The organism is Paraburkholderia sp. MM5384-R2 (genome assembly GCF_014201025.1).
Lineage (GTDB): Bacteria > Pseudomonadota > Gammaproteobacteria > Burkholderiales > Burkholderiaceae > Paraburkholderia > Paraburkholderia tuberum.
The window spans coordinates 1-21,291 of record NZ_JACHDI010000015.1 but is presented as its reverse complement, the minus strand read 5'-3'; the positions used below and the strand labels follow the sequence as shown (position 1 = coordinate 21,291).

The 21,291-nt window shown below is 66.1% G+C and carries 21 protein-coding genes and 1 pseudogene; 8 read left to right on the top strand and 14 right to left on the bottom strand.

The genetic code is table 11. From position 1 onward, the window contains the following. Positions 1 to 38: 38 nt before the first annotated feature. The 9 genes from HDG37_RS22495 to HDG37_RS22455 all read right to left on the bottom strand — a co-directional run bounded on the left by HDG37_RS22495 (position 39) and on the right by HDG37_RS22455 (position 9,758). The gene (locus HDG37_RS22495) at positions 39 to 1,088 is read right to left on the bottom strand and encodes an L-threonylcarbamoyladenylate synthase (RefSeq protein ID WP_184051424.1); all 1,050 of its coding nucleotides are present in this window, start codon (positions 1,086 to 1,088) and stop codon (positions 39 to 41) included. A 10-nt stretch (positions 1,089 to 1,098) separates the two neighbouring features. Continuing rightward, positions 1,099 to 2,295, bottom strand: coding sequence for a 5-(carboxyamino)imidazole ribonucleotide synthase (locus tag HDG37_RS22490; protein WP_184023007.1), 1,197 nt, complete (start codon positions 2,293 to 2,295; stop codon positions 1,099 to 1,101). Between the two features lie 104 nt (positions 2,296 to 2,399). Further along, the gene (purE, locus tag HDG37_RS22485; RefSeq protein WP_018421699.1) at positions 2,400 to 2,918 is read right to left on the bottom strand and encodes a 5-(carboxyamino)imidazole ribonucleotide mutase; all 519 of its coding nucleotides are present in this window, start codon (positions 2,916 to 2,918) and stop codon (positions 2,400 to 2,402) included. Positions 2,919 to 2,974: 56 nt separating this feature from the next. Continuing rightward, the gene (locus HDG37_RS22480) at positions 2,975 to 3,865 is read right to left on the bottom strand and encodes a phosphoribosylaminoimidazolesuccinocarboxamide synthase (protein WP_184051422.1); all 891 of its coding nucleotides are present in this window, start codon (positions 3,863 to 3,865) and stop codon (positions 2,975 to 2,977) included. A gap of 133 nt (positions 3,866 to 3,998) precedes the next feature. Then, entirely contained in the window at positions 3,999 to 5,063 is a 1,065-nt protein-coding gene (fba, locus tag HDG37_RS22475; protein WP_184051420.1) for a class II fructose-bisphosphate aldolase, read from the bottom strand. Positions 5,064 to 5,250: 187 nt separating this feature from the next. After that, complete coding sequence (gene pyk / locus HDG37_RS22470) at positions 5,251 to 6,687, bottom strand: pyruvate kinase (protein ID WP_184051418.1); 1,437 nt, start codon at positions 6,685 to 6,687, stop codon at positions 5,251 to 5,253. Between the two features lie 523 nt (positions 6,688 to 7,210). Further along, positions 7,211 to 8,404, bottom strand: coding sequence for a phosphoglycerate kinase (locus HDG37_RS22465; RefSeq protein ID WP_184023003.1), 1,194 nt, complete (start codon positions 8,402 to 8,404; stop codon positions 7,211 to 7,213). Between the two features lie 278 nt (positions 8,405 to 8,682). Continuing rightward, positions 8,683 to 9,006, bottom strand: a complete 324-nt coding sequence (locus HDG37_RS22460; RefSeq protein ID WP_090801726.1) for an AzlD domain-containing protein — start codon at positions 9,004 to 9,006, stop codon at positions 8,683 to 8,685. After that, on the bottom strand, positions 9,003 to 9,758 hold the full coding sequence (locus HDG37_RS22455; protein ID WP_184051416.1) for an AzlC family ABC transporter permease: 756 nt from the start codon (positions 9,756 to 9,758) through the stop codon (positions 9,003 to 9,005). The genes HDG37_RS22460 and HDG37_RS22455 overlap by 4 nt, the downstream gene beginning before the upstream one ends. 226 nt (positions 9,759 to 9,984) lie before the next feature. Between HDG37_RS22455 and HDG37_RS22450 the strand changes: the two genes are divergently transcribed. From HDG37_RS22450 to HDG37_RS22425, 6 genes are all read left to right on the top strand, one after another. Continuing rightward, positions 9,985 to 10,908, top strand: coding sequence for a branched-chain amino acid transaminase (locus tag HDG37_RS22450; protein WP_184051414.1), 924 nt, complete (start codon positions 9,985 to 9,987; stop codon positions 10,906 to 10,908). A 74-nt stretch (positions 10,909 to 10,982) separates the two neighbouring features. Further along, positions 10,983 to 11,177 (top strand): zinc-finger domain-containing protein, encoded by a 195-nt coding sequence (locus HDG37_RS22445; protein ID WP_008920434.1) that lies wholly within the window; start codon positions 10,983 to 10,985, stop codon positions 11,175 to 11,177. A gap of 246 nt (positions 11,178 to 11,423) precedes the next feature. Beyond that, the gene (gene waaF / locus HDG37_RS22440) at positions 11,424 to 12,449 is read left to right on the top strand and encodes a lipopolysaccharide heptosyltransferase II (protein ID WP_184051412.1); all 1,026 of its coding nucleotides are present in this window, start codon (positions 11,424 to 11,426) and stop codon (positions 12,447 to 12,449) included. A gap of 165 nt (positions 12,450 to 12,614) precedes the next feature. Continuing rightward, the gene (locus HDG37_RS22435) at positions 12,615 to 13,061 is read left to right on the top strand and encodes a nuclear transport factor 2 family protein (protein ID WP_184051410.1); all 447 of its coding nucleotides are present in this window, start codon (positions 12,615 to 12,617) and stop codon (positions 13,059 to 13,061) included. A gap of 52 nt (positions 13,062 to 13,113) precedes the next feature. Further along, on the top strand, positions 13,114 to 14,166 hold the full coding sequence (locus HDG37_RS22430; protein ID WP_184051409.1) for a hydrolase: 1,053 nt from the start codon (positions 13,114 to 13,116) through the stop codon (positions 14,164 to 14,166). Next, the gene (locus HDG37_RS22425) at positions 14,159 to 14,734 is read left to right on the top strand and encodes a DUF2946 family protein (RefSeq protein WP_184051407.1); all 576 of its coding nucleotides are present in this window, start codon (positions 14,159 to 14,161) and stop codon (positions 14,732 to 14,734) included. The genes HDG37_RS22430 and HDG37_RS22425 overlap by 8 nt, the downstream gene beginning before the upstream one ends. Before the next feature lie 30 nt (positions 14,735 to 14,764). On the opposite strand, the gene HDG37_RS22420 is transcribed toward HDG37_RS22425, so the two are convergent. Continuing rightward, positions 14,765 to 16,498 carry a M48 family metalloprotease gene (locus HDG37_RS22420; RefSeq protein ID WP_184051405.1) on the bottom strand — a complete coding sequence of 578 codons (1,734 nt, stop codon included), beginning with the start codon at positions 16,496 to 16,498 and terminating at the stop codon, positions 14,765 to 14,767. A gap of 187 nt (positions 16,499 to 16,685) precedes the next feature. Between HDG37_RS22420 and moaC the strand changes: the two genes are divergently transcribed. Both moaC and HDG37_RS22410 read left to right on the top strand, forming a co-directional pair. Next, positions 16,686 to 17,165: a cyclic pyranopterin monophosphate synthase MoaC gene (gene moaC / locus HDG37_RS22415; RefSeq protein WP_184051403.1), complete on the top strand. Its 480-nt coding sequence runs from the start codon at positions 16,686 to 16,688 to the stop codon at positions 17,163 to 17,165. 31 nt (positions 17,166 to 17,196) lie between these two features. Next, entirely contained in the window at positions 17,197 to 17,547 is a 351-nt protein-coding gene (locus tag HDG37_RS22410) for a nucleotide pyrophosphohydrolase (RefSeq protein WP_184051401.1), read from the top strand. A 36-nt stretch (positions 17,548 to 17,583) separates the two neighbouring features. On the opposite strand, the gene HDG37_RS22405 is transcribed toward HDG37_RS22410, so the two are convergent. The 4 genes and pseudogenes from HDG37_RS22405 to HDG37_RS22390 form a co-directional block, all read right to left on the bottom strand. Further along, positions 17,584 to 19,368 (bottom strand): Wzy polymerase domain-containing protein, encoded by a 1,785-nt coding sequence (locus HDG37_RS22405; RefSeq protein ID WP_184051399.1) that lies wholly within the window; start codon positions 19,366 to 19,368, stop codon positions 17,584 to 17,586. A gap of 162 nt (positions 19,369 to 19,530) precedes the next feature. Next, the gene (locus HDG37_RS22400; protein ID WP_090801738.1) at positions 19,531 to 20,154 is read right to left on the bottom strand and encodes a pilin; all 624 of its coding nucleotides are present in this window, start codon (positions 20,152 to 20,154) and stop codon (positions 19,531 to 19,533) included. A gap of 157 nt (positions 20,155 to 20,311) precedes the next feature. After that, a complete protein-coding gene (locus HDG37_RS22395; protein WP_184051651.1) occupies positions 20,312 to 21,016 on the bottom strand; it encodes a TerC family protein in 705 nt (234 codons plus the stop codon). Between the two features lie 166 nt (positions 21,017 to 21,182). Next, positions 21,183 to 21,291, bottom strand: a pseudogene (locus HDG37_RS22390) (succinate--CoA ligase subunit alpha); the annotation flags it as partial.

Here is a 21,291-nt window from a genome sequence, read left to right as displayed (position 1 = left end):
CGCCATGCAGCGCAGCGCAGCGCAGGGATCCGATTGCGTCAGTGCTGCGCTTCGAATGCTGCCGCCGCGCGCCCGAGCCGATCGTTGACCGCAATCCATTCGATCGTATCGGGCAGCTTCTCGATCAGAATCCGCGTGACGTTCGCGCGATCGAGCGCGCGCAGCAAGCCATAGAGCTCGCGTGCATAGACATGCGGATCTTCCGGCGCGGCGACGAAATGCACGCCGTCGACATCGGCCCACTGTCCCGCACGCGACGCGCGCGCGACCAGTGCTACGCGCTCGCCCGGCTCGCGCACCGCGAGCAGCGGCTCGAGCTCGCCGAGTGGCAGCAGCACGAGCGGCGTGCGCGGCGCGTAATGCGCTTTCAACGTGCCCGACGCGCGCGGCGCGGTCGCGTCCGACCCGTCGGGCAGACGCGGCGCCTCACCGAGCACGTCGGCAATATCCTGCGGCGTCACGCGACCGGGCCTCAGCAGCGCCGGAAAGCCGCGCGACAGATCGAGAATCGTCGACTCGATACCGACATCCGACGCGCCGCCATCGAGCACATGAATCGCGCTGCCGAACTCGTCGCGCACATGCTGCGCGGTGGTCGGGCTCACATGCCCGAAGCGGTTCGCCGACGGCGCGGCGACGCCGCCATGCCCGCCGCGCAACGCGCTGAATGCATCGAGCAACGCCTGCGCAACCGGATGCGACGGGCAGCGCAGTCCCACCGAGTCCTGCCCGCCGCTGACCGCCGCCGGAATGCGCGCAGCGCGCTTGAGGATCAACGTGAGCGGTCCCGGCCAGAACGCATCGATCAGGCGCTGCGCATCCGCCGGCAAATACTCGACCCAGTAGTTCGGATCGCCATGCGGCGCGAGATGCACGATCACCGGATGATTGGCCGGCCGCCCCTTCGCCGCGTAAATGCGCGCGACCGCGTCCGGGTTCTCGGCATCGCCGCCGAGGCCGTACACGGTTTCCGTCGGAAACGCGACCAGGCCCCCCGCGTCGAGCAAGGCCGCCGCGTGCTCGATCTGCGCGGCGCTGACCGGCAACGCGTTGGTAGCGTCCTCGGCGGGTTTCTGTTGATCCGGCATGGTGCGCGCGTCAGCTGGTAGCGATGTGCAGCAGCCGCGCGCAATCGCGCGCCGCGGTGCGGGCTTCTTCGAGGGTCGGCGCGGTGAAGTTCACGTGGCCCATCTTGCGGCCGCAACGCGCCTCTTCCTTGCCGTACAGATGCAGGCGCGCTGACGGCATCGCGGCGACTTCCTGCCACGGCGGCGTGACCGCCGCGCGCTTTGGACCGTCCGGAAACCACACGTCGCCGAGGATGTTCAGCATCACCGCCGGCGAATGCTGGCGCGTGTCGCCGAGCGGCATGCTGGTCATCGCGCGCACCTGCTGCTCGAACTGGCTCGTCGCGCACGCGTCGACCGTGTAGTGGCCGGAGTTATGCGGGCGCGGCGCCATTTCGTTGGCGACTAGCGAGCCGTCTTCGAGAATGAAGAATTCGACGCACAGCACGCCGACGTAGCCGAGCTTCTCGGCGATCTGCAGCGCGGCCTGTTGAGCCTGCTGCACGAGCGCCGGCGACGCGTCCGGCGCGGGGACGATGGTGTGCGACAGCACGCCGTCGCGATGCGTATTCTGCGCGAGCGGATAGACCACCGACGCCCCGCTCGCCGCGCGCGCGATCAGCGCCGACACCTCGAACTTCAGCGGCAGGCGCTTCTCGAGCACACACGGCACGCCGCCGAGCGACGCATGCGCCTCGCGCACTTCCTCGGCGTTGCGCACGCGGATCTGGCCTTTGCCGTCGTAACCCATGCGCGCCGTTTTCAGGATGCCGGGCAGCACCGCTTCGAGCTCGCCATCGCCCAGCGCCGCAAGCGCATCCGACGACTCGATCACGACGTGCGGCGCAACCGTCACACCCGACGACGCGATAAAGCGCTTCTCGGCGATTCGGTCCTGCGCGACGGCGACGCAACGCCCCGCCGGGCTCACGAAGGTGGTCTTGCCGAGAAAGTCGAGGCTCGCGGACGGCACGTTCTCGAATTCGGTCGACACCGCCGCGCACAACCGCGCGAGTTCGGTCAGCGCCGCTTCGTCGCCGTAGGCCGCGCGCAGGTGGCGGTCGGCGACCGCGCCCGCCGGGCTGGTTTCGTCCGGGTCGAGCACGGCGACGCGATAGCCCATCGCCTGGGCGGCAAAACAGAACATGCGGCCGAGCTGGCCGCCACCGACCATGCCAAGCCATGCGCCGGGCAGAATCGGTGAAACCGGTGTGTTGTCAGGGTTCATCTTGGTGGTCGGTCGCGGCCGGATACGCGTCGCGCTCGCACAGCGAGCGGCGGGCATCCGGCCGGGGGTCGGACAGGAGACGTCTTATAAAACAACCAGCGCGCTTACAGCGCCGGCAATACCATCGCGTGAGCCGCTTCGTTCTGGCGCACACGGAATGCAGCGAGCTTGTCCGCATATTCGGCGCTGGTGCCGGAGAGCAGGGACACCGCAAACAGCGCCGCGTTCGCGGCACCCGCCTCGCCGATCGCAAACGTCGCGACCGGCACACCCTTGGGCATCTGCACGATCGAATGCAGCGAATCGACGCCCTTCAGATACTTGCTCGCGACCGGCACGCCGAGCACCGGCACCGTGGTCTTCGCGGCCAGCATGCCCGGCAGATGCGCGGCGCCGCCCGCACCCGCGATGATCGCGCGAATGCCGCGCTCGCGCGCGCTTTCAGCATAGGCGAACATTTCGTCGGGCATGCGGTGCGCGGACACGACCTTCGCTTCGTACGGCACGCCGAATTCCTGCAGAATCGCGACGGCGTTTTTCATCACTTCCCAGTCGGAACTGGAGCCCATCAATACGCCGACGACCGGCGCATCATGCGTATGGGCGGTTTGTGCTTCACTCATCTTACGGCTTCCTTGTTTCCCGGCGATGCGCGCCTGACACGGCGCGCGCGATCAGATCAGTCGAGCTTGTGGCCGGTCAGGCGCTCGAGCGCTTCCTGGTACTTCTCGCCCGTTTTCGCGACCACGTCGTCCGGCAGCTTCGGCGCCGGCGGCTCTTTCTTCCACGGCTGGGTTTCGAGCCAGTCGCGCACGAACTGCTTGTCGAACGACGGCGGGTTCGTGCCGACCTGGTACTGGTCCGCCGGCCAGAAGCGCGACGAATCGGCGGTCAGCGCCTCGTCCATCAGATACAGCTTGCCGTGGTTGTCCAGACCGAATTCGAACTTCGTGTCCGCAATGATGATGCCGCGCGTGGCCGCGTAATCTGCGGCTTCCTTATACAGACGGATCGAAATGTCGCGGATCGTGGCCGACAGTTCGGTGCCGATGCGGCGCTCCATCTCGTCGTAGGTGATGTTTTCGTCGTGGTGGCCCATCTCGGCCTTGGCGGCCGGCGTGAAGATCGGCTCGGGCAGCTTCTGCGCGTTCTGCAGACCCGGCGGCAGTTGCACGCCGCAGACCGAACCGGTGGCCTGGTAATCTTTCCAGCCACTGCCGGCCAGATACCCGCGCACCACCGCTTCGACGAGGATCGGCTCGAGACGCTTGACGACCACCGCGCGCCCCTTGACCTGCTCGACTTCGTCCGGCGCGACCACCGACTCCGGCGCGACGCCCGTCAGGTGGTTCGGCACCACGTGCTGCAGTTTCTCGAACCAGAAGTTCGCCATCGCGTTGAGCACGCGGCCCTTGTTCGGAATCGGCTCGCCCATGATCACGTCGAACGCCGACAGACGGTCGGTCGTGACGATCAGCAACTGGTCGTTGCCCACGGCATAGTTGTCGCGGACTTTGCCGCGGCCGAGCAGCGGCAGCGAGCGGAGCGTGGATTCGTAGAGGGTAGACATCGTCGTGGTTCGCTAAAAGTGGTGCAAAAAATGTGACCGGAACAAAAGGGAAACGCCGTTCCCCCGATGATGCGGGAACGGCGATCGAACGACAACCTGGCCAAACGGCCAGGCGCGGAGCCAAAACTACAGCTTAACGGACGACTTGCGCGAGCTCGCCCGACTTGTACTTCTGCGCAATTTTATCAAGCGAAACCGGCTTGATCTTGCCAGCCTGGCCTTCGCAGCCGAATTGCATGTAACGGTCGATACAGATCTTCATCGCCGCTTCGCGCGCCGGCTTCAGGTAATCGCGCGGATCGAACTTGCCCGGGTTGGTCGCCATGTGGCGACGGATCGCGCCCGTGATCGCCAGACGCAGGTCGGTATCGATGTTGACCTTGCGCACGCCGTGACGGATGCCTTCCTGGATTTCTTCGACCGGCACGCCGTAGGTTTCCTTCATGTCGCCGCCGAATTCGCGGATTTCCGCGAGCAGCTCCTGCGGCACCGACGACGAGCCGTGCATCACGAGGTGCGTGTTCGGAATGCGCTGATGGATTTCCTTGATGCGCTGGATCGAGAGAATATCTCCAGTCGGCTTCTTGCTGAACTTGTAGGCGCCGTGCGAGGTGCCGATCGCGATGGCCAGCGCGTCGCACTGGGTCAGCTTGACGAAGTCGGCGGCCTGCTCCGGATCGGTCAGCAGTTGTTCACGCGTCATCGTGCCTTCGGCGCCGTGGCCGTCTTCCTTGTCGCCCTTCATCGTTTCGAGCGAACCGAGCACGCCCAGCTCCGCTTCCACGGTGACGCCGATCGAGTGCGCCGCCTCGACGACCTTGCGCGACACTTCGACGTTGTACTCGTACGATGCGACCGTCTTGCCGTCGGCTTCGAGCGAACCGTCCATCATCACGCTGGTGAAGCCGCTGCGAATCGCCGCCATGCACACCGCCGGCGACTGACCGTGGTCCTGGTGCATCACGACCGGAATGTGCGGATACGACTCGACCGCCGCTTCGATCAGATGACGCAGGAACGGCTCGCCCGCGTACTTACGCGCACCGGCCGACGCCTGCATGATGACCGGGGCGTTGACCTTGTCGGCCGCGGCCATGATCGCCTGCACCTGCTCCAGGTTGTTCACGTTGAATGCCGGAAGGCCATAGCCGTTTTCCGCAGCATGGTCCAGCAGTTGACGCATTGATACGAGAGGCATGCTGAAACTCCTTAGATTGAAACGAATTCTTTTGCCGTCGGCATCTTTTGCGGCGATTTTATCGCGAAGCAGGGGGCGTTCCCGCGATGACACCGGCGCTTTGGTGCGCCGTCGCACATGGACCGTGCGGGTTTCGCCGCCCTGCTTCGCTCAATCGAACCTGTGCCGATCGAGCAGTCCTGCCTGATCAGTACGGTTCACCTACCCGCACGATCTTCAACGTGTTGGTGCCGCCCGCCTGACCCATCGGCTCGCCGACCGTCAGCACGACCATGTCGCCGTGCGACGCGTAGCCCTTGCCGACCACCGTTTCGAGCGCCTGCTGCAGCGCCGTGTCGCGGTCGGTGTTGGTGTCCAGATGCAGCGACGTCACGTTGCGGTACAGCGCCATCGCCCGTTCGCTGCCGACGCGCGGCGTCAGCGCGAAGATCGGCACGTGGGTCCAGTGACGCGACATCCACAACGCGGTCGAGCCCGATTCGGTCAGCGCGACGATGGCCTTGGCGCCGAGGTGATAGGCGGTGAACAGCGCGCCCATCGCGATCGACTGGTCGATCCGCGTGAACGTGCGGTCGAGGAAGTCCTTGTCGAGCTCCGACTGCTCGGACTTTTCCGCTTCGACGCAAATCGCGGCCATCGTCTCGATGGTCTGCACCGGGTACTTGCCCGCCGCCGATTCCGCCGACAGCATCACCGCGTCCGTGCCGTCGAGCACCGCGTTGGCGACGTCCGACACTTCCGCGCGGGTCGGCACCGGCGCGTGGATCATCGACTCCATCATCTGCGTCGCGGTGATCACGAACTTGTTCGATTCGCGCGCCATCCGGATCATGCGCTTTTGCAGCGCCGGCACCGCGGCATTGCCCACTTCCACAGCCAGATCGCCACGCGCGACCATGATGCCGTCCGACGCGTCGAGGATGCCTTGCAGCGCCGGAATCGCTTCCGCGCGCTCGATCTTCGCGATCATCTTCGGCTTGATGCCGTACGGCGCGCCGGCGATGTTCGCGAGCTGGCGGGCCATTTCCATGTCGGTCGCGTTTTTCGGGAACGACACCGCGACGAAATCGACGCCGAGCGACATCGCCGTGCGGATGTCCTCCATGTCTTTGGCGGTCAGCGCGGGCGCCGACAGACCGCCTCCCTGGCGGTTGATGCCCTTGTTGTTCGACAGCTCGCCGCCGATCTTCACGACCGTGTGGATCTCCTGGCCGATCACGCGTTGCACGCTGAGCACGATCAGACCGTCGTTGAGCAGCAGCACGTCGCCCGGCTTCAGGTCGCGCGGCAGATCCTTGTAGTCGAGGCCGACGCGCTCGTCGTTGCCGAGCTCGCATTCCCCGTCGAGAATGAACGGATTGCCGGTGACGAGCGTCGTGCGGCCGCTCTCGAATTTGCCGACGCGGATCTTCGGGCCTTGCAGGTCAGCCATGATGGCGACTTCGCGGCCGGCCTGACGGGCCGCCTCGCGCACGAATTCGGCGCGCTGGCGATGGTCGTCCGCGGTGCCGTGTGAGAAATTGAGCCGCACCACGTCCAATCCCGCCTGAATCATTTGCAGCAGGATTTCCGGCGTGCTGGAAGCCGGACCGATAGTAGCGACAATCTTGGTGGCGCGATGCATGAGTCTCCTCGTCTGGATAGGATCGCTGGTAAGAGCGCTGCGGGGCTGCTGCGGAGTTCGCGCATCGAAAGATGCTGCCTGGGGTCGCGCGCCGGTTGTGGCCGGTGTCGCTTTGTGGAGTGATGCGGGTGATGCGGTATTCGAGAGCGGCGCCTCGCGCGCCGGAGATTGGCTGCCCTGCTTGCCGGAAGGCTGTTCCGGCCGGGCCGAATCGTGTTGAGCAGCTTCGACCTGTGCCGTTGGGGGCTGCTCCGCGTCGCCGGTCGGAGCTGGCGGTGCAACCGGTTCCGCGGGCGCTCCGGCGGCTAGCGCCGGTTCGGTGGCCGCGGGCGCTCCGGCGGCTAGCGCCGGTTCGGTGGCCGCGGGCGCTATCGGCGCTTCGGCCGCCTCGTCCTGTCCGGCCGCTGCCGACGCAGCGGCCGCGCGTGTCGCGCGCTCCCCTGCCGGCGTTGCCGCGTTACCGCGCTGCGCTTTCACGCCACGCGCCTTGGTCGACTTCGCCGCTGGGGAGCGCGTCGCCACGTTAAGCCCGCGATTCCAGAACTTCTACCGCCGGCAGCTTCTTGCCCTCGAGGAACTCGAGGAATGCGCCGCCGCCCGTCGAAATGTAGCTGACCTGGTCGTGGATGCCGTACTTGGCGATTGCCGCGAGCGTATCGCCGCCGCCTGCGATCGAGAACGCCGCCGAGCGCGCGATCGCGTCCGCGAGCGTCTTCGTGCCGTTGCCGAACTGGTCGAACTCGAACACGCCGACCGGGCCGTTCCACACGATCGTGCCGGCCTTCTCGAGTTGCGCGGCGAGCACCTTGGCGGTTTCCGGGCCGATGTCGAGGATCATGTCGTCGTCCTGCACATCGGCGACGGCCTTTACTTCTGCCTTCGCGGTCGGCGAGAACTCCCTGGCCGTGACGACGTCGGTCGGGATCGGCACCGAGGCGCCCCGGGCCTTGGCCGCGTCGATGATCGCCTTCGCTTCGTCGACGAGATCGGCTTCGGCGAGCGACTTGCCGATCTTCAGGCCGGCCGCGAGCATGAACGTATTGGCGATGCCGCCGCCAACGATCAGCTGGTCGACCTTCTCCGCGAGCGACTTCAGGATGGTCAGCTTGGTCGACACCTTGGAGCCCGCGACGATCGCCACGAGCGGACGCTTCGGTGCGCCGAGCGCCTTGCCGAGCGCTTCGAGCTCAGCGGCGAGCAGCGGACCCGCACAGGCAACCGGCGCGTACTTCGCGATGCCGTGCGTAGTCGCTTCGGCGCGGTGGGCGGTGCCGAATGCGTCGTTCACGTAGATATCGCAGAGCTTGGCCATTTTCTGCGCGAGCTCGTCGGAATCTTTCTTTTCGCCCTTGTTGACGCGGCAGTTTTCGAGCAGCACGACCGAGCCCGGCGCGACGTTCACGCCGTTTTCGACCCAATTCGCGACGAGGGGCACGTCGCGGCCGAGCAGCTCCGCGAGACGCTTCGCCACCGGCGCGAGCGAATCTTCCGGCTTGAAGTCGCCTTCGGTCGGACGGCCGAGGTGCGAGGTGACCATCACCGCGGCGCCGGCGTCGAGCGCGGCCTTGATGGCCGGCACGGAAGCGCGGATGCGGGTGTCTTCGGTGATGTTGCCTTGATCGTCCTGCGGCACGTTCAGATCGGCGCGGATGAACACGCGTTTGCCGGACAGCTTGCCTTCGGCGATCAGGTCGGAGAGACGCAATACCTTGTTCATGGGCTTGAGTATGCGAGTTGATGAGAAGGCGGTGACGGACAGCGCGCGGGGACGAGGCGCAGCGAACTCCAGCGCTTCGGCCCAACGGCTCCGCGGGATCGGGCGCCGGCGGCCGGCCGCGACACCAGGCGCCTTGCCGCGGCGCGCTCAACCCGGAAAAGGCATTTTAACTGATCCCAACGGCCTTCTGATCCGTGACACGGCGAATGTCGCGCATTTGATCGCAAGGCCGCAGATGCCGCGGCGTAGCAATCATCGCCGCACCCCGGGCCCGGCCCTCACAGGAAGACGCGCATCAGCGTGAATACGACCATTCCGGTCACGATCGTGCCGAGCATGGTGCGCCGCCACAAAAACCAGCCGAGGCCGGCGAGCGTCGCGTAGAGCTCATGATTGGAAGGCGCGAACGACAGCCCGTCGGACGTCGTCAGCACGTCGGGCACCACCACCGCGGCGAGCGCGGCGGCCGGCGCGTAGCGCAGCATCTTCTGCACGCGCGCCGGCAGTACCGTGCGCTCGCCGCCGATCAGGAACATCGCGCGCGTGAGCGCGGTGACGAAGGTCATGCCGAAAATGGCGAGCCAGATTTGCGTGGAGGTCATCGGGAGTCTCCGGCGCGATCGTTCACGCCACGAATGCGGCGCAGGTCGGCGCGCTCGATCATCAGGTCGGCCGCGCTGCCGGCCGCGATCGCCGCGATCACCGCGAGCAGCAACGCCAGCCGGTACGGCAGATCGAGCGCGAGCAGCGACACGATGCCGGCCACGCTGACCGCGACCAGCGTCGAGCGGGTGGCGATCGCCGACACCATCACCGGCAGCAGCGCGAGCGTGCCGGCCAGCGCGAGCCCCCAGTTGTCCGGAATCAGGCTCGCGAGCAGGATGCCGATGATCGACGACACCTGCCACGACAGCCAGCTCGATACCGCCATGCCCCAGAAGTACGCCTCCTTGCCCGGCACGTAGCCGGTCGGAAAGCTCTTCTTGACGAATAGCAGATAGATCACGTCGCCGTTGAAATAGCCCAGCACGATGCGCCGCCACATCGACAGATACGAGAAGTGCGGCGCGAGGCCGGCGCTGAAGATCACGAAGCGGGTGTTGACCATCGCCGCGGTCAGCAACACGGTCCACACCGGCAGCTTCGCCGCGAGGAGCGGCAACACCGCCAGCTGCGACGAACCGGCGTAGCACAGCAGCGACATCGTGAGCGCCTGCGGCAGCGTCAGCACGGACTTGCTCATCGCGATGCCGGTCACGAGGCCCCAGGAAAAAATCGCCATCAGCGTGGGGGCGTAGGCGCGCGCGCCTTCACGAAAAGCGCGGCGATCGGTGTCGGACAGTCGAGCGAGCATCGGGCGAAGGGTGCGGGCGCAGGAAACGCCGTCAAGAAGGCCAGGTCGGCGCCAGCTTGCGAGACCACCCGCTGGCGCATCCGGATTTGATTTATGCGTGCGCTGGATTATAGCGTCCGGGGTGCGCCCAAATGCCCGTGGTGTGTGCAAAAGACGCTAAAATAGCGCTCCCGGCTATGTCCTGCGCTCATGGCCGCACCTCATAACGCACCTGCTGGAGAACCGTATGTCAATGGCCGACCGCGACGGCAAGATCTGGATGGATGGCAAGCTCATCGAGTGGCGTGATGCCAAAATCCACGTGCTCACCCATACGCTGCACTACGGCATGGGCGTGTTCGAGGGCGTGCGCGCTTACAAGACGGCCGACGGCGCCACCGCGATTTTCCGCCTGCAGGAGCACACCAAGCGCCTGCTGAACTCGGCGAAGATCTTCCAGATGAACGTGCCGTTCGACCATGAAACGCTCGCCGCCGCGCAGCGCGAAGTGGTCCGCGAGAACAAGCTCGATTCGTGCTATCTGCGCCCGATCATCTGGGTCGGCTCGGAAAAGCTCGGCGTGTCGGCCAAGGGCAACACGATTCACGTCGCGATCGCCGCGTGGCCTTGGGGCGCATACCTTGGCGAAGACGGCATCACCAAGGGCATCCGCGTAAAGACGTCGTCGTTCACGCGCCATCACGTGAACGTGTCGATGGTGCGCGCGAAGGCGTCGGGCTGGTACGTGAACTCGATCCTCGCGAACCAGGAAGCGATCACCGACGGCTACGACGAAGCGCTGTTGCTCGACGTCGACGGCTACGTGTCGGAAGGCTCGGGCGAGAACTTCTTCCTCGTCAACAACGGCAAGCTGTACACGCCTGATCTGTCGTCGTGCCTCGACGGCATCACGCGCGACACCGTCATCACGCTCGCGCGCGACATGGGCCTGCAGGTGATCGAAAAGCGCATCACGCGCGACGAAGTCTATACCTGCGACGAAGCGTTCTTCACCGGCACGGCGGCCGAAGTCACGCCGATCCGCGAGCTCGACAACCGCACGATCGGCGCTGGCGCGCGCGGCCCGATCACCGAAAAGCTGCAGTCGGCTTTCTTCGACGTCGTGAACGGCAGGAGCGCGAAATACGCGCACTGGCTCACGAAGATCTGAGCGACGTTTCGAGATGCCCCGCGCAGCCCAACGGCGGCGCACTGCAAGCACCCCGCATACAACGAGAAAGTCTCATGAGCGAAATCAAGGAAATGCCGCTGGTCGAACTGTCGGCAAAAGATCTGCCGGCGTATTGTCCGAACCCAGCCATGCCGCGCTGGAGCGCGCATCCGCGCGTCTTCATCGACGTGTCGCACGGCGAAGCGCGTTGCCCGTATTGCAGCACGCGTTACAAGCTGCGCGACGGCGAAGTGATCAAGGGCCATTGATCCAACGCATCGAGCGGTTCTGAGCCAGCTTGCACGGCACGAGGCGTGCGTCTTGAATCACGCGCTCGCCGCGCCGCAGGCTCGACCGCACGACCCGTGCGGCCGCACCGCCGCCGCGCCGCCATCGCGGCGCGTGTGGCCAAACGGCATCGCGCCGTGCGGCTCTCCGCTTTCCCCATTTACCTATCCGAGTGCCGCGCGCATCGCGCGCGCGGCGCTTGTTATCGACACCGGACACTCACTCTGATGCGTCGCGCGTTGGTTATCGCACCGAACTGGATCGGTGACGCATTGATGGCGCAGCCGCTGTTTGCGCGCCTCGTGAAATTGCATCCGCGCATCGTCATCGACGCGGTCGCGCCCAGCTGGGTCGCACCCGTGCTCGAACGCATGCCGGAAATCCGCGACGTCTACGCGACCGATCTCGCCCACGGCAAGCTGCAGATGCTGCGCCGCTGGCAGTTGTCGAGCGATCTGCGCGACGTCGGCTACGACGCGGCCTACGTGCTGCCGAATTCGTTCAAGTCGGCGCTGATTCCGTGGCTGGCGGGCATTCCGCTGCGCATCGGCTACACCGGCGAGAGTCGCTACGGCGTGCTGAACGTGCGTCACGCGAATCCGCGCAAGGACGCCCGCCCGCCGATGGTCGGCCACTACGCCGCCCTCGCCTATGCGCCAGGCGCCAAGGTCCCCGAAGATCTGCCGATGCCGCGCCTCGACACGGACCTGAACGAGGCCTCGCGCGTGTCGGCGCGCTTCAATCTCGATACGCGCGTGCCGCTGCTGGTGTTCTGCCCCGGCGCCGAATACGGTCCCGCGAAGCGCTGGCCGCCCGAGCACTTCGCGTCGCTCGCGCAGATGATTGGCCAGTCGTTCCCGTACACGCAAATCGTCGCGCTCGGCTCGCCGAAAGACGCGCCGCTCGCGCAGGCGATCGCCGAAAAAGCGCCGAACGTGCGCAACCTGTGCGGCCAGACCGCACTCGGCGAGGCTTGCGCGCTGATCTCGCGGGCCAACGCGGTCGTCACCAACGACTCCGGACTGATGCACGTCGCCGCCGCGCTGCGCCGCCCGCTCGTGGCCGTCTACGGTTCGACCGATCCGCGCCACACCCCGCCCTTGTCCGAGCTCGCGAAGGTACAATGGCTTCATCTCGAATGCAGCCCCTGTTTTGAGCGCGAGTGCCCGCTCGGTCATCTGAACTGTCTGAAGCAGCTGAGCGCCGAGCAGGTTTTCGGCGATTTGCGCGGCATGCTGCTCGCGCAGCGCTGAGCCGACCGGTACTTGCACGCAACACCGCACGCCCCGAGCGCGTCGCGTCATGTTCGCGCCTTGCGGCACGGGCAAGCTGACGCCGGGGGCGATGGTCCGGCGCTCTGGACCGTCCCGCTACCGCTGACCCGCAACCGCGCGCCGCGCACAAGAGACTGACAAGCCATGCCACGTTTTGCCCATATCTTCGAAGCCGCCGCCGATACCCTGAGCGCCTACTATCAGGCCGTCGCCGAGGTCAATATCGACAGCTTGATGGGCTTGTGGATCGACGAGGAGTTCGTCAGCTGCATCTGCGCGGACGGCTCGCATCTGCACGGCCTCGAGAGCATCCGCAATGGCTTGCAGGTCCAGCTCGAAGCGCTGCCGGTGTCGATCGAGCCGCTCGACATCCGCGTCTACGACAGCCTCGGCACCGTCGTCTATGCGATTGCCGAAGCACATCGTCCGGCCGACCCGACCGCCACGCCCGCGATGGTTTTCACCACCTACGTGATGGTCCATGAACGCGGCGAATGGCGCATTGCGCATATTCACGCAAGCCCGATGCCGAACGAGACCGCCAGCCAGTTCGCAACGAAGATGCGGCATGGCCAGGGCCCGCTGCACTGACGCGCGGCACCACGACAGATTCAGAATCACGTTTTCTCGCTCTTCCGCCGGTATGAGTTCGACGCCACATAAACCCGCTTCCTCCGGTACGGCCCCCGCCAAGGTGGCGGCCGCCGTCGAGGTGGCCGTCGAGCTGCTGTACCGCGCGCCGCTCTGGCTGCCGAACCGGCATGTGCAGACGATCGTCCCGTCGCTGTTCGCGCGCCGCCCCGCAGTATCGTTTCGCCGTGAGCGCTGGGACACCCCGGACGGCGATTTCATCGATCTCGACTGGGTCGCGCACGACACTCCGCCCACCGACGCCGCGCCGCTCTTCGTGCTGTTTCACGGCCTGGAAGGCAGTTCGTCGTCGCACTACGCGGTCGCGCTGATGGCCGCCGCGCGCGAATACGGCTGGCACGGCGTGGTGCCGCACTTTCGCAGTTGCAGCGGCCCGCTGAACCGGCTGCCGCGCTTCTACCATCTCGCCGACAGCAACGAGGTCGACTGGATCCTGCGCCGCCTGCGCGCCGCGCATCGCGGGCCGGTGGTCGCGGCGGGCGTGTCGCTCGGCGGCAACGTGCTGCTGCGCTGGCTCGGTGAGCGGCAGGCCGATGCGGCGCGGGTGGTAGCCGCCGCTGCCGCGATTTCGACACCGATCGACGTCCATGCGGGCGGCCGTGCGCTGTCGCAGGGCTTCGGCCTCGTCTACACGCGCAGCTTCCTGAAGACGCTGAAACACAAGGCCAACCAGAAGCTCGAGCAGTTCCCGGGCCTGTTCGATCGCGACGCGATGCTCGCGAGCCGCACGATGTACGAGTTCGACAACGTCGTGACCGCGCCGCTGCACGGCTTTCGCGATACCGACGACTACTGGAGCACCGCAACCACCCGCCCGCTGCTGCCGCACATTCAGGTGCCGACGCTCGTGCTCAACGCGCGCAACGACCCGTTCCTGCCGGCCGAAGCGCTGCCGTCGCGGCACGAGGTGTCGGCGGCGGTCGAGCTTTATCAGCCTGAGCACGGCGGCCACGCGGGCTTCATGACCGGGCCGTTCCCGGGCCGCATCGACTGGCTGTCGCGGCGCGTGTTCGGCTATCTGGAGCGACACGTCGATCATGGATGACATCGTCAAACAGGCGCTCGCCAAATGGCCGAACGTGCCGAGCTGCACCGGCTGGCTGATGCTCGACCGGCGCGGCAACTGGCGCATGCGCGACGAAGCGGCCCAGACGAGCGGCGCGCCCGGCGTGCCGATCCGGCATGAGGCGCTGCTTGGCTTCATCAACCGGAACTATGAGGCCGATGAGCGCGGACAGTGGTTTTTTCAGAACGGACCACAGCGCGTGTATGTCGAGCTGGCTTATACGCCGTGGGTGGTCAGATTGTCCGCGCACGCGGATGGAACGCTTGCGCTGCACGACCAGGGCGGCGGCGCGTTCGAGCCGGCGGCGGTGTTCGCGGATGAAGACGGCGGCATTCTGTTTGCCGATCGCTCGCAGCCAGCACGTATCGCGGTGCTGCACGACCACGACCTCGAGATCTTCTCCGATCACGCGACGCTCGCCGACGATGGCTCATTGAGCGGTGCGCTCCACTGGAGTGTTCAGCGCACCTTGCCGCTGCAAAGCGTGCGACGCGATCAGGTGGCCGCGCGCTTTGGCTTCGTTGCGAGCCCGGCGGCGCAGGTCTGACGCGCGCAGCGGCGCGCGCTCACGTCCACCCTACCCTTTCTCGTCGAGCCGCTCCTCCTTGTAGCGGCTCTCCATCTCGTGCAGGCGCGCGTCGACGGTCGCGAGGTCGTAATAGCCGATCGTCTTCAGGTCGCGCGCGTCCTTCAGCTGCCGGATCGCCGATGGCCACGCGCCCTCCAGCGCGAACTTCTCCGCCATCGCGCGATGCTGCGTCAATGCATCGCCACTGCCCGCGCTCGCCTGCGCGAGATAGAGCCACCACGCGGGTTGATCGGGATGCGCCCGGGTCTCCTGCTTCGCGAGCGCCTGCGCGTCGGTGAAGCGATGCAGCGTCAACAGCGTGCGGATATGCATGTCGATCGCCGCGTTCGACTGCGGCCAGCGCTTCTGCGCGAACTCGGCGAGACGCGCGGCTTCGTCGGCGTGACCGGCACTCCGTGCGATGTCGGTCGCGAGCACGTCGAGGCTCGGCGAATCGCGCTCGGGCTCGCCTTGCGCACACGCGCCCGAGACGAACGTCGCGCGCGCGTTCGCGAGCGAGGCCGCCGCGTCGTCGTAGCGCTCGAGCAGCAGCTGCCCGTAAGCGATGCCGTACCAGTTCGCCGCGACGTTCAACGCGGTGCGGTCCTCGATTTCCGAGCGCAATCGCGAAATCTCGTCCGCGTATTCGCTGCGCGAATGGTCCTGCAACAGACGCGAGCGCGCCCGCACGAAGCCGTACTCGGGGTCCTGATGCGGCTGCCGGTACGGCGCGCGGCGCGCGCGGTCCTCCATGTCGGCGATCCGCTCGACGGTCAGCGGGTGCGTACGCGCGTAGGCCGGAACGCCGTTTTCGTTCATCGCCGCGCGGTCGAGCCGGTGGAAGAACGTGGGCATCGCGTAGGGATCGTAACCGGCGCCGGCGAGCAGCAGAAACCCGACGCGGTCCGCCTCCTGCTCGGCCGATCGCGAGAAGCGCAGTTGGCTGTCGACCGCATACGCCTCGCTGCCGAGCGCGATCGCGCTGCCGAGGTCGCCGCTATGCGCGAGTACGCCTGCCAGCACGCCGAACAGCACACCGACGAGCGCCGCGTAGCCGCCGCGCTCGCCGTTCGAGATCATCCGCGAGATGTGCCGCTGCAGCACGTGCCCCATCTCGTGACCTAGCACCGACGCGAGCTCGGACTCCGTCTGCGTCGTCACGATCAGCCCCGTGTTCACGCCGATGAAACCGCCCGGCAGCGAAAACGCGTTGATCTGCGCGTCGCGCACCGCGAACAGCTCGAAATCCGGACGATAGCCGCCGATGTACAGCGCGCTGGCCGCTGCCGCTAGCTTGGCGGCAACCGAATTAAGATAGTCGCGCACGAGCCAGTCGTCGAGATAGTCGGGGTCGCGGCGTATCTCACGCATCACGCGCTCGCCGAGCTTGCGTTCGGCCTGTGGACTCAGCGAGCCGGCGCCGCCGCTGCCGAGATCGGGCAACTGCTGCGCGACGATCGGCGCGCGCCAGTCGTTGCTGCCGGTTTTGCCGCCAGTGCCACCGCTACCGCCGCCATTGGAAAAGCGGCTCTGCGCGCCGCCGTAGGTGCCGAACACGCCGCGCGCGATGTCGGGCGGCAGGATCGGATCGGCATGCGCGTCGCTCGGGCCGCTCACGAGCGGCGCCTCGGACGATGACGTTCCCGGCACGGTGGCCGCCCCGCCCGTCGATTGCCCGAGCGCGCCCGGCGGCATCGCGAGCGCGACGGATAGCAACGCAGCGAGGAATCGTTTTGAATGCATCGCGAAGCCGGCCTGACGAAGTCGAAAAACGCCGCCCGTGGCCTGGACTAAGATAGCGGGCAAGGGCGTCGCAGGACGCGCACGAGGCAAAACTCAGAGCACGACACAGCGCAAATGTAATCAGTCGCCGCGACGATTCGAGACCGCGCCGCACTGCTATGATAGGCGCCCTCTGAAGGAGTCAACCATGCCTGAACTCACTCATTTCGATGCGGCCGGTGACGCGCATATGGTGGACGTCGGCGGCAAGCAGGAGACCAGGCGCATCGCGATCGCGCGTGGCTCGATCCGCATGCTGCCCGACACGTTCGCGCTGATCCGCGACGGCAAGGCCAAAAAGGGCGACGTGATCGGCATCGCGCGGATCGCGGCGATCCAGGCCTCGAAGCGCACCGCCGATCTGATTCCGCTCTGTCATCCGCTCGCGCTGACACGCGTGAAGGCCGATTTCGAACTCGACGAGCAGATGCCCGGCGTGCATTGCACGGTCCAGGTCGAGACGTTTGGACGCACGGGCGTCGAAATGGAGGCGCTTACCGCCGTGCAGATCGGGCTGCTGACCGTGTACGACATGTGCAAGGCGGTGGATCGCGGCATGACCATCACCGATGTGAAGGTGATGGAAAAGCATGGCGGGAAATCGGGGGATTGGGTGGCGCAAGCTTGACGTGCGGTTCGACAACTATCCGGATAGCAACATGACCATCGACGAACTGCTCGAGCAGCTACTGGCGTTTCGCGACGCGCGCGACTGGCGGCAGTTTCACACGCTGCGCAACCTGATCGTCTCCACCGGCATCGAAGCCGGCGAGCTGTTGGAGACGATTCAGTGGAAGACCGATGCGCAGATCGACGCGCTGCTCGGCGATCCCGCGCAATCGACGAACCTCAGGCACGAGTGCGCCGACGTGTTCATGTATCTGCTGCTGGTCGCCCATACCGCCGGCTTCGATCTCGTCGACGCGGCAGCGGAAAAACTGAAGCTGAACGAAGCGCGCTACCCCGTCGACAAGGCAAAAGGCACGGCCGCGAAGTATTCCGAGCTTTGAAGTTGACGCGAGCATGCCCAAGCCTGCGCGGCACGATCAATCTTCGTCACTGTCGTCATCCGGCGTCGCATCGGCCGCCGGTGTGCCGTAGCGCTTCACCAACTGCTGCCTGAAGCCCGCGAGCGACTTCTGCTCGTCGACGAGCTGGTAGAGATAGCCGAGCTGCGCCGGCCAGTCTTTCAATTCCTCGGCGAAGATCCGCAAGCGTTCGACCGTATCGAGCGCCGCCGCGGTATCGCCGGTCAGCGCCTGCAGCACCGCGTAGCGACGCAGCACCGTCTCGCCCGGCAACAGCGCGATCGCCTGCTTGTGCATCGCGAGCTTGCGCTGCAGGTTCAGCGGACTCATCGGCTGCAGCGTCGCGAGACCGTATTCGCCCCACGCGCCGAACAGGAACGACGGATCGGCGCTGTACTGCTCGGCCGGACGCGCGCCGTAGTAGAGCACCTCGGCGCGCGCATAGTCGCGATACACCGGATACAGCGCGGCGAGTCCGCCGAACACCACCACCGCGAACGCACCGAGCGACAGATTCGCCGGCACCGCGCGCAACGGCCGCGTTTCGAGCAGGCCGAACACGAACATCGCGGGCAACAGGAAGAACATGTACTGCTGCGGATACTCGACGAGCGCATGCATCGTCAGCACGCCGATCAGCGCGATGCCGAACACGCGCGCGGCGCTTTGCGGCGCACGCACGACGCGCACGAGCCACGCGACGAGACCCACGAGCACGATCGCGAGACCGATCAGACCGGTTTTCGCGAGCAGGTCGACGAAAATGTCGTGCGAGTTGTTGGCGATTTCGACGCCGCCCAGCTGCTTGACGAGCTCGAACTGATAGCTCGGAAATTCGCCCCAGCCGACGCCGAGCAGCGGATGCTGCTTGAACATCGTCCAGCCGTATTTCAACAGCGCGAGGCGCGGCGCGATCTGGCCGGCATCCTGGAAGCGCTCGGCCGCCGACTGCCCGAGTTCGAGGTGAAAGCGCACGTTGGCCCAGCGGATCAGCGCATTGACCACGAAAAACAGCACCGCGAGCGCGATCGGCACCAGCCAATCACGGTTGCTACGGCGCAATTGCAGTTCGTTGCGAGTCTGCGCGAAGGCCATCCAGAAGCCGGCCACGACGATCACGCCCATCTGCAGCCATGGACCCCGCGACACGGTCAGCGCGAGGCCGACCGAGAAAATCGTCGACACGAGCAGCCAGATGGGCACCGCGATGCGGCGCGTCTGCACGAGGTACAGCGCGCCCGCCATCGCGAACGCGATATACGTCGCGAGGTGGTTCGCCTGCGCCATGTTGCCGAACGGCCGGCGCTCGACGGTTATGTTGTACGCGACGACGAGCGGAGCCACGCGCGCCTCGAGGTGAAACAGCTGGATCACCTGACTGAACACCGCGAACAGACCGCCGACGATCAACGCGCCCGCCGCCCAGCGCAACGCGGTCTCGTCGAGCTTCACGCGCGTGAAGCCGTAGCCCACATGCACGGCCATCCACGCAGCGAGCAGGAAGCCCGCGCCGAGCCAGTTCATCGATGGCTCCGCGACCGGCAGCACCAGCGTCTGCACGACCAGCACGAGGCCGAACAGCAGGGGTACGAGCGCGACCGCGGGCGACGCGAAGCTCACGCGCGGCCGGGTGGTCGCGACCAGCAGCACGACGGCCGCCCCGGTCAGCAGAAACAGCGCGAGCGAGGTGAATTCGGCGTAGAAGGTTGGGATCGGATACGTATGGTTGGCAACCGCGTAGGGCAGGATCAACGCAAGAGCCAGCAGTACGAGAGACAGGTAGCGTGCGAAAGGGGTGGGCATCGAATCAACGGTGGGCGTCAGCAACCGGCGCACTATACAAAAATTTCGTTGCACTGTGCGCCGGTCCGGCCGAAATAGGCTGAAAATCAGCCCTTTACGTTGTGGCTTCGACTCATCCAGTCAGCACTCGGCTGCTGTCTCGTTCACTTACTCATTTGCCCCTTATGAACGGCATTCGGGCGGCGCCAGATTCGCGGCGAGCGTCGGCGCCTCGCTTGGCATCGGCCCCGAACCCGGCGCCGGCAACGACGACGCGCTCTTGCCGCTCGCAAAGCATTCCCACGTCAGCGCGCCGGTCTGCACCGCGTCCTTGCTCAACGCGACGCGCGCGCTCGGCGCATCGACGTTGTCCGGGACCGACGGCACCAGCGTCATGGTGTTTGCGCCGGCCTGCGCGACACGCGTCGAGTACGTGATCGTGATCTGACCAGTGTCGTCGTCGATCTGGATGGACTCGACGTTGCGCGTGGCGGGCGGCGACGCATAACCGCCGCTGAACGCGTTGCCGCTCGCGGCGTTTTCGGCCACCGCGAGCCGCGCCGACGCCGCGAGCGACAAGCCCTCGCCGACTCGGCTGCGCGCCAGATAGTCCTGATACGCGGGAATCGCGTAGGCCGCGATCACGCCGACGATCGCGAGCACGATCATCAACTCGATCAGCGTGAAGCCGACGCCGCAGCGGCGGCAGATGCGCGCGAACCAGCTCGCGCGCCAGCGTGCGCGGCGCGACCTACGCGAGGATTGCGTCGATTGAGAGTATGGGGAATATGGCAGGGTAACGATCATCGGCAGACTCCTGATACGAGAAACGCCTGGCCCGTGGATCGGGAACAGGCGTTTTAATCGTAGCGAGCGAAGCTCGCGCGTCACAGTCAGCCGGATGGCCAGGCTTGCATTCGGACGGCATCACGAATCAGGCAGCGATGCACCGTCAGCACCATGCTCACACCGCCGCGCGTTTCGCGTTACGGCGCTTCAACAGATAACCGACGATCACGACGAACAGCGCGCCCGCGATGCTCATCCCGTATTCGGCGACTGGCATGTCGAGGATCGGCCAGCGGTCGCCGGCCGGGTCGTTGACCATCAGACCACCCGCGATCCAGCCGAGCAGGCCCGCGCCGAACAGTACGATGCCCGGAAAGCGATCGAGCAGCTTCAGAATCAGCTGGCTGCCCCACACGATCAGCGGAATGCTCACGACGAGGCCAAAGATCACCAAAGCCAACCGGTGCTCGTGCTCCGCGGCTTCGGCCGCGCCCGCGATCGCGATCACGTTGTCGACGCTCATCACCGCATCCGCGACGATGATCGTCTTCACCGCCGAGATCAGCTTGTCGGCCGGCTTCACGTTGTCGTGAGCGTCGTGCGCCGGCGCGAGCAGGCGCACGCCGATCCACAGCAGCAGCAAGCCGCCCGCGAACTTCAGGAACGGCACGTCGAGCAGCACGACCGCGAACGCGATCAGCACGACGCGCAGCGCGATCGCGCCGGCGGTCCCCCAAACGATCCCACGCACGCGCTGCGACTGCGGCAGGTTGCGGCAGGCGAGCGCAATCACGACCGCGTTGTCGCCGCCGAGCAGAACGTCGATGACGATGATCTGAAAGACCGAGCCCCAATGGAGGGTCGTGAAGAATTCGAGCATGGAAAAAAGCATAAGAAAAAATCGACCGCGCGGGCAGAACCGCGGCGCAAGCGCGGACAAAAAAAAAGCGGGGGAGTCTGCACTCCCCCGCTTTTTGGGACCGCCCGCTCACGAAAGGAGTTCGTAAGCGTATCAAAATCGCGCGCCAACGGCACGCGAATTCGATTTACAGCATCGCCTTCAGAAGACGCGCCATTTCCGACGGGTTCTTCGTGACCTTGATACCGCACGCGTCCATGATTTCCAGCTTCGCTTCGGCGGTGTCCGCACCGCCC

Excerpts from the sequence above, each read along its gene's own strand:
- HDG37_RS22405 (WP_184051399.1), bottom strand. The coding sequence starts at position 19,368 with ATGCCCACCCCTTTCGCACGCTACCTGTCTCTCGTACTGCTGGCTCTT.
- fba (WP_184051420.1), bottom strand. The coding sequence starts at position 5,063 with ATGCCTCTCGTATCAATGCGTCAACTGCTGGACCATGCTGCGGAAAAC.
- pyk (WP_184051418.1), bottom strand. The coding sequence starts at position 6,687 with ATGCATCGCGCCACCAAGATTGTCGCTACTATCGGTCCGGCTTCCAGC.
- HDG37_RS22435 (WP_184051410.1), top strand. The coding sequence starts at position 12,615 with ATGCCACGTTTTGCCCATATCTTCGAAGCCGCCGCCGATACCCTGAGC.
- HDG37_RS22465 (WP_184023003.1), bottom strand. The coding sequence starts at position 8,404 with ATGAACAAGGTATTGCGTCTCTCCGACCTGATCGCCGAAGGCAAGCTG.
- waaF (WP_184051412.1), top strand. The coding sequence starts at position 11,424 with ATGCGTCGCGCGTTGGTTATCGCACCGAACTGGATCGGTGACGCATTG.
- HDG37_RS22490 (WP_184023007.1), bottom strand. The coding sequence starts at position 2,295 with ATGAACCCTGACAACACACCGGTTTCACCGATTCTGCCCGGCGCATGG.
- moaC (WP_184051403.1), top strand. The coding sequence starts at position 16,686 with ATGCCTGAACTCACTCATTTCGATGCGGCCGGTGACGCGCATATGGTG.
- HDG37_RS22425 (WP_184051407.1), top strand. The coding sequence starts at position 14,159 with ATGGATGACATCGTCAAACAGGCGCTCGCCAAATGGCCGAACGTGCCG.
- HDG37_RS22445 (WP_008920434.1), top strand. The coding sequence starts at position 10,983 with ATGAGCGAAATCAAGGAAATGCCGCTGGTCGAACTGTCGGCAAAAGAT.
- HDG37_RS22460 (WP_090801726.1), bottom strand. The coding sequence starts at position 9,006 with ATGACCTCCACGCAAATCTGGCTCGCCATTTTCGGCATGACCTTCGTC.
- HDG37_RS22420 (WP_184051405.1), bottom strand. The coding sequence starts at position 16,498 with ATGCATTCAAAACGATTCCTCGCTGCGTTGCTATCCGTCGCGCTCGCG.
- purE (WP_018421699.1), bottom strand. The coding sequence starts at position 2,918 with ATGAGTGAAGCACAAACCGCCCATACGCATGATGCGCCGGTCGTCGGC.
- HDG37_RS22455 (WP_184051416.1), bottom strand. The coding sequence starts at position 9,758 with ATGCTCGCTCGACTGTCCGACACCGATCGCCGCGCTTTTCGTGAAGGC.
- HDG37_RS22480 (WP_184051422.1), bottom strand. The coding sequence starts at position 3,865 with ATGTCTACCCTCTACGAATCCACGCTCCGCTCGCTGCCGCTGCTCGGC.
- HDG37_RS22450 (WP_184051414.1), top strand. The coding sequence starts at position 9,985 with ATGTCAATGGCCGACCGCGACGGCAAGATCTGGATGGATGGCAAGCTC.
- HDG37_RS22495 (WP_184051424.1), bottom strand. The coding sequence starts at position 1,088 with ATGCCGGATCAACAGAAACCCGCCGAGGACGCTACCAACGCGTTGCCG.
- HDG37_RS22410 (WP_184051401.1), top strand. The coding sequence starts at position 17,197 with ATGACCATCGACGAACTGCTCGAGCAGCTACTGGCGTTTCGCGACGCG.
- HDG37_RS22400 (WP_090801738.1), bottom strand. The coding sequence starts at position 20,154 with ATGATCGTTACCCTGCCATATTCCCCATACTCTCAATCGACGCAATCC.
- HDG37_RS22395 (WP_184051651.1), bottom strand. The coding sequence starts at position 21,016 with ATGCTCGAATTCTTCACGACCCTCCATTGGGGCTCGGTCTTTCAGATC.
- HDG37_RS22430 (WP_184051409.1), top strand. The coding sequence starts at position 13,114 with ATGAGTTCGACGCCACATAAACCCGCTTCCTCCGGTACGGCCCCCGCC.